Source organism: Geminicoccus flavidas, from assembly GCF_009806515.1.
Lineage (GTDB): Bacteria > Pseudomonadota > Alphaproteobacteria > Geminicoccales > Geminicoccaceae > Geminicoccus > Geminicoccus flavidus.
This window is the reverse complement of sequence record NZ_WUJP01000569.1, coordinates 1-4,786: the sequence shown is the minus strand read 5'-3', so window position 1 is coordinate 4,786 and position 4,786 is coordinate 1. Positions and strand designations below refer to the sequence as shown.

Annotated in this window: 6 protein-coding genes; 1 reads left to right on the top strand and 5 read right to left on the bottom strand. The window is 68.6% G+C overall.

Translation table 11 applies throughout. The features are described from left to right. Positions 1 to 43: 43 nt before the first annotated feature. Both EQG76_RS16305 and EQG76_RS16300 read right to left on the bottom strand, forming a co-directional pair. Positions 44 to 1,099: an aldo/keto reductase gene (locus tag EQG76_RS16305; RefSeq protein ID WP_159715327.1), complete on the bottom strand. Its 1,056-nt coding sequence runs from the start codon at positions 1,097 to 1,099 to the stop codon at positions 44 to 46. Positions 1,100 to 1,291: 192 nt separating this feature from the next. Further along, entirely contained in the window at positions 1,292 to 2,155 is an 864-nt protein-coding gene (locus tag EQG76_RS16300; protein ID WP_159715325.1) for a sugar phosphate isomerase/epimerase family protein, read from the bottom strand. 169 nt (positions 2,156 to 2,324) lie between these two features. Here EQG76_RS16300 and EQG76_RS16295 point away from each other — a divergent pair, with 169 nt between their 5' ends. Beyond that, positions 2,325 to 3,017, top strand: coding sequence for a TetR/AcrR family transcriptional regulator (locus EQG76_RS16295; RefSeq protein WP_159715323.1), 693 nt, complete (start codon positions 2,325 to 2,327; stop codon positions 3,015 to 3,017). A 14-nt stretch (positions 3,018 to 3,031) separates the two neighbouring features. On the opposite strand, the gene EQG76_RS16290 is transcribed toward EQG76_RS16295, so the two are convergent. From EQG76_RS16290 to EQG76_RS16280, 3 genes are all read right to left on the bottom strand, one after another. Next, entirely contained in the window at positions 3,032 to 3,403 is a 372-nt protein-coding gene (locus EQG76_RS16290) for a hypothetical protein (protein WP_159715321.1), read from the bottom strand. A 17-nt stretch (positions 3,404 to 3,420) separates the two neighbouring features. Further along, on the bottom strand, positions 3,421 to 4,311 hold the full coding sequence (locus tag EQG76_RS16285) for a cation diffusion facilitator family transporter (protein WP_159715319.1): 891 nt from the start codon (positions 4,309 to 4,311) through the stop codon (positions 3,421 to 3,423). A gap of 140 nt (positions 4,312 to 4,451) precedes the next feature. Then, a partial coding sequence (locus EQG76_RS16280; RefSeq protein WP_407925545.1) for an ABC transporter permease occupies positions 4,452 to 4,786 on the bottom strand: 335 nt, incomplete at its 5' end.

Below are 4,786 nucleotides of genomic sequence, written 5' to 3'. Positions count from 1 at the left end.
GTTGTCCGCCCGGCAGGGACTGCACTTGTTCCGGATGCCCCGGTCAGCCGGGCAGGTGTGGCCCCAGCAGCGTCAGGTCCGCGGGCGAGAGCCGGTCCTTGGCGGTCTTGGCCTGGTGCCAGTAGGGGTAGGGCAAGGGGACGGCGCTCACCTCGTCCAGGCGGCGGCGTTCCTCCGCGCTAAGTTCCAGCTCGGCCGCCGCGAGGTTGGCCAGGAGCTGGGCCTCGGTGCGTGCGCCGATCACCAGCGAGGCCACGCCAGGTCGACCCAGCAGCCAGGCCAGCGCCAGCTGGGCCGGCGGCACGCCCCGCGCATCGGCGAGTTCCACCAGCACGTCGACGATGTCGTAGAGCCGGTCCTGGTCATGGACCTGCGGCTCGCCCCAGTTGGCCAGGTGGCGCGTCCCTTCCGGCATCGCCTGGCCGCGCCGGTACTTGCCGGACAGGAGGCCGCCGGCCAGCGGGCTCCAAACCAGGATGCCCACCCCCTGGTCCACCGCAACCGGCACCAGCTCGTATTCGGCCTCGCGCGCCTGCAGCGTGTAGTGGATCTGCTGGCTGACCGGCCGGACCAGATGGTCGGCCTCGGCAGTGGCCAGCATCTTCATGAGGTGCCAGCCGGAAAAGTTCGACACGCCGACATAACGCACCTTGCCGGCGCTGACGAGGTCGTCCAGGGCGCGCAGGGTCTCGTCCAGCGGGGTCTGCCCGTCCCATTCATGGAGCTGGTAGAGGTCGAGATAGTCGGTGCCGAGGCGCTTCAGGCTCGCCTCGCAGGCCTGGATCAGGTGCTGGCGCGAGGAGCCGGCATCATTGGGACCATCGCCCATCGAAAAGCGCGCCTTGGTGGTCAGGAGCACCTGGTCGCGCCGGCCCTGCACCGCCTGTCCCAGGATCTCCTCGGCCTGGCCCCTGGAGTAGACATCGGCGGTGTCGAAGAGGTTCACCCCGGCATCGAGGCAGAGGTCGACCAGACGGCGGGCACCCGCGGCGTCGGTCGACCCGGTCTTGGCAAAGGCGCCGGCACCGCCGAAGGTCATGGTGCCGAGGGTCAGAACGGAGACGCGAAGGCCGGACCGGCCGAGCTGGCGATACTGCATGAGGCGCGACTTCCCTGGATGGTCCGGCTGGCACCGGCAGATCGATCTAGCCCGATCAGCCGACGTCGTGCCACCACCGTCGCCAGGCAGCATGCTCAGGCCGATCTGGCGGCAGGTGCGTGCCGATCGTCGCTCATGAACAAAATCCTGCCCGCCTGATGCCGCGGCCGCCCGTGCTGGACGGCGGCGCCGCTATGGCAGCAGGTCGGCCGGGTCGGGGAGCGCCAGCCGCGCAAAGCGGGTGCACAGCACATCCAGCGTTTCCGTCATCGGCCGCTGGTCCCAGTCGAGCGCCGAGAAGATCTCGACCTCTACCATGCCCCGCCACCCGGCTGCGGCTACCTCCCGGTGCATCCGGGCCAGATCGATGACACCGTCGCCGATCATCGCCCGGTCCTGCAGGAGGTCGCGGGTCGGCACCCGCCAGTCGCAGATCTGCCAGCCCAGCAGCCGGCCGGCCCCGGCACGGGCGAGCCCGGCCGCGAAGTCCGGGTCCCACCACAGATGGTAGGCGTCGATCATCACGCCCAGCTCCGGCCCGACCTGGTCGCAGATGTCCAACGCCTGCGCCAGGGTCGAGACGCAGGAGCGGTCTGCCGCGTACATCGGGTGCAAAGGCTCCAGTGCCAGTCGCACCCCGTGCGCCCGAGCATGAGGCACGAGGGCGGCCAACTGCTCGGTGACCTGCCGTCGTGCCAAGCGGAGATCCTGCATCCCCTCGGGCAGGCCGCCCACCACCATGCACAGCACGGATGTACCCAGTGCCGCCGCCTCATCGATCGCGCGACGGTTGTCCTCCAGGATGGCGGTGCGCTGCTGCTCCGACGTGAAGGTCAGGTACGAGCCCCGGCACAGGCAGGTGACGGCGAGGCCGGCATCCTCGAAGCGGCGGCGGGCCTCGGCCGGCGGCGTGTCCACGAGCTCGCGCCGCCAGGGCGCGATGCCCGAGATGCCGCGGTCAGCCAGCGCCGCCACGATCTCCGGCAGCGTGTGCCTGAAGCCCAGCGTGGCGGTGTTGAGTGCGAGCCTGCAGCGCCGCGCGGGTGTCGTGACCATGCCTGGTCGTGCCTCCGTCGGGGGTCGTGCCGGTGCGTCCGGCCGGCCACCGTGACCGACAAGGTAACGGACTGGTTCGTTCCTACAAGACCGTCGCGTGGCGAGTTGCTAGGCTTGCGCACGGCGGGATCTTTGCGAACCGCGGCCATGGAAGCGAGGAAGACGGCGCATGACGCGCAGCAGCGAGGCCGAGCCGGCCACCCTGAGCAAGGGCAAGGGCGAGGGGCGATCTGCCAAGGTGCTGCGCCTGCGCGACCCCAAGCTGACCAGTGCCCGGATCCTGGCCGCTGCCAAGAGCGAGTTCGCCCGAAAGGGGCTGGCGGGGGCGCGGGTCGACGCGATCGCAACCAGGGCCAAGATCAACAAGCGGATGATCTACCACTATTTCAAGAGCAAGGAGGACCTCTACCTCGCCGTGCTGGAGGAGGCCTATGGCGACCTGCGCCGGGCCGAGCGGCTGGTCGATCTTGCCGGCCGCGAGCCCGAGGACGCGTTCGTGGCCCTGATCGAGTTCACCTGGAACTACTACCGGCAGAACCCCGAGCTCCTGCGCCTGATCGTGACGGAGAACATCCACCAGGCACGCTACCTCAAGCGCAGCAAGAAGATCCGCGAGATGCACTCGCCGTTCGTGGCGCTGATCGACGAACTATTGGCACGCGGCGTGGCCAAGGGCGTGTTCCGGGAGGGCATCGACCCGAAGCAGCTCTACACCTCGATCGCAGCGCTGGGCTTCTACTACCTCAACAACCGCTGGACGCTCTCGGTGATCTACGGGATCGACCTGGGCGCGGAGGCGGAGATGGAGAAGCGGCGCGTGGTCATGGTCGAGACGATCCTGAGCTATTTGCGCCGCCCTTGAGGCGGAGGTGTGGGTCAGCAGGTCGCCTTGCCGGTGGCACGTGCCCGAGCCTCCCGGATCTCCTTGACCTTGGAATCGACCGCCTCGTCGATCTGCGCGACGGTCATGCCGTCATGCTCGGCCAGCAGCTTGTCGCGTGCTCGGGTATAGGCGGTGGCCCGGCCGGCATCCTTCAGGACCACCAGCTCGGCGACCTTGCCGAGGATCGGGTCGACCACGCCCTCGCTGGCGCTCGAGCGCTGCGCCATCTCGAGTGCCGTCTCGGTCCGGCAGGCCGTCGCGAAGTTGAGCGGCTCGTTCAGGGCGGCCAGGCTGCAGCCGGCCAAGGCCAGCGTCAGGCCACCGCAGGCTCGGGCCCTCGCCTGCGGACGACGACGGGCGGACAATCCGGATCTCCTCGAGGTCAAAGCACCGGGACGCCGCCAGGATGCTTCGCCTTTTCCTCCGGTTCCACATGAATATCGATGACAACATCCTTCAAGCCTTCGCGCAGGGCCGCTTCGATCCGGTCGCACAAGGCATGGGATTCGGATACCGTCATGGAGCCGGGCACCACCAGATGGAACTGGAGGAAGATCATGCGCCCGGCATGGCGGGTGCGCAGGTCGTGTGCCTCCAGGGCACCCTCCGCATGCTGCGAGATCACCTGGCGCACATGGGCGAGCGTTTCCGGCGAGACAGTCTCGTCCATTAGCCCGCCGATCGAATCCCGCATCAGCCGCCAGCCGGTCCACAGGATGTTCAGGGCGACCAGGGCCGCCAGCACCGGGTCCAGCCGGGCCCAGCCGGTGAACGGCACCAGCGCTACGCCCAGGATCACGCCGGCCGAGCTGATCACGTCGGTCCAAAGATGCCGCGCGTCGGCGACCAGGGCCGGCGAGCGCCAGCGGCGCCCGTAGCGGAACAGGATCGAGCACCAGACCGCGTTGATCGCGGCGGCAAAGCCGTTGACTAGAAGGCCTCGCCAGGGCGCGTCCAGCGGGGCAGGCGCCAGCCAGCCGGCATAGGCCTCGCGCAGAATCGACAGGGCGGCCAGGATGACCAGGACGCCTTCCAGCACGGCAGAGAGATATTCGGCCTTGTGGTGGCCATAAGGATGGTTGGCATCGGGCGGCACCGCCGCCAGGCGCACCGCAAAGAATGCGGCGACCGCCGTGGCGACGTTGATGATGCTCTCCAGCGCATCGGAGTAGAGCGCGACGCTCCCGGTGATGACGTAGGCGTAGTACTTCAGCCCGAGGACGATCACGCCAATGGCGATGCTCCCGAGCGCGAGCCTGAGCGGCCGATCCATTGACGAAAATGTCCAAGGCAGCTTGTCACGGCGGCGCTGTTGGGCTGCGCAGCCACGGGTGTCGGCCGCCAATAGCCAGAGCGGCCCGAAGCGACAACCGCAACCTTGTTAGCCTTGCCTCAACTCACCTCACGATCGGGTCACTTCACGATCGGGATCTTGGCGCGGTCGATCGTGATCCAGACCGCCAGGATCAGGACGATGCCCAGCACGATCTGCTGGACGAACACGTCCACGCCCAAAAAGGTCATGCCGACCCGCACGACCGAGACGATCAGCGCACCGATCAGGGTGCGCCAGACGCTGCCGACCCCGCCGGTGAGCGCGGTGCCGCCCACCACCACCGCGGCCACAGCCGGCAGCAGGAACTCGTTGGCGAGAGTCGGTGAGCCGGCGACCAGCCGGCCGCCCAGCACCATGCCGGCAAAGGCGGCGAGCGTGGCCGAGACGACGCAGGCCAGGAGCTTGACCAGCG

Excerpts from the sequence above, each read along its gene's own strand:
- EQG76_RS16285 (WP_159715319.1), bottom strand. The coding sequence starts at position 4,311 with ATGGATCGGCCGCTCAGGCTCGCGCTCGGGAGCATCGCCATTGGCGTG.
- EQG76_RS16295 (WP_159715323.1), top strand. The coding sequence starts at position 2,325 with ATGACGCGCAGCAGCGAGGCCGAGCCGGCCACCCTGAGCAAGGGCAAG.
- EQG76_RS16305 (WP_159715327.1), bottom strand. The coding sequence starts at position 1,099 with ATGCAGTATCGCCAGCTCGGCCGGTCCGGCCTTCGCGTCTCCGTTCTG.
- EQG76_RS16300 (WP_159715325.1), bottom strand. The coding sequence starts at position 2,155 with ATGGTCACGACACCCGCGCGGCGCTGCAGGCTCGCACTCAACACCGCC.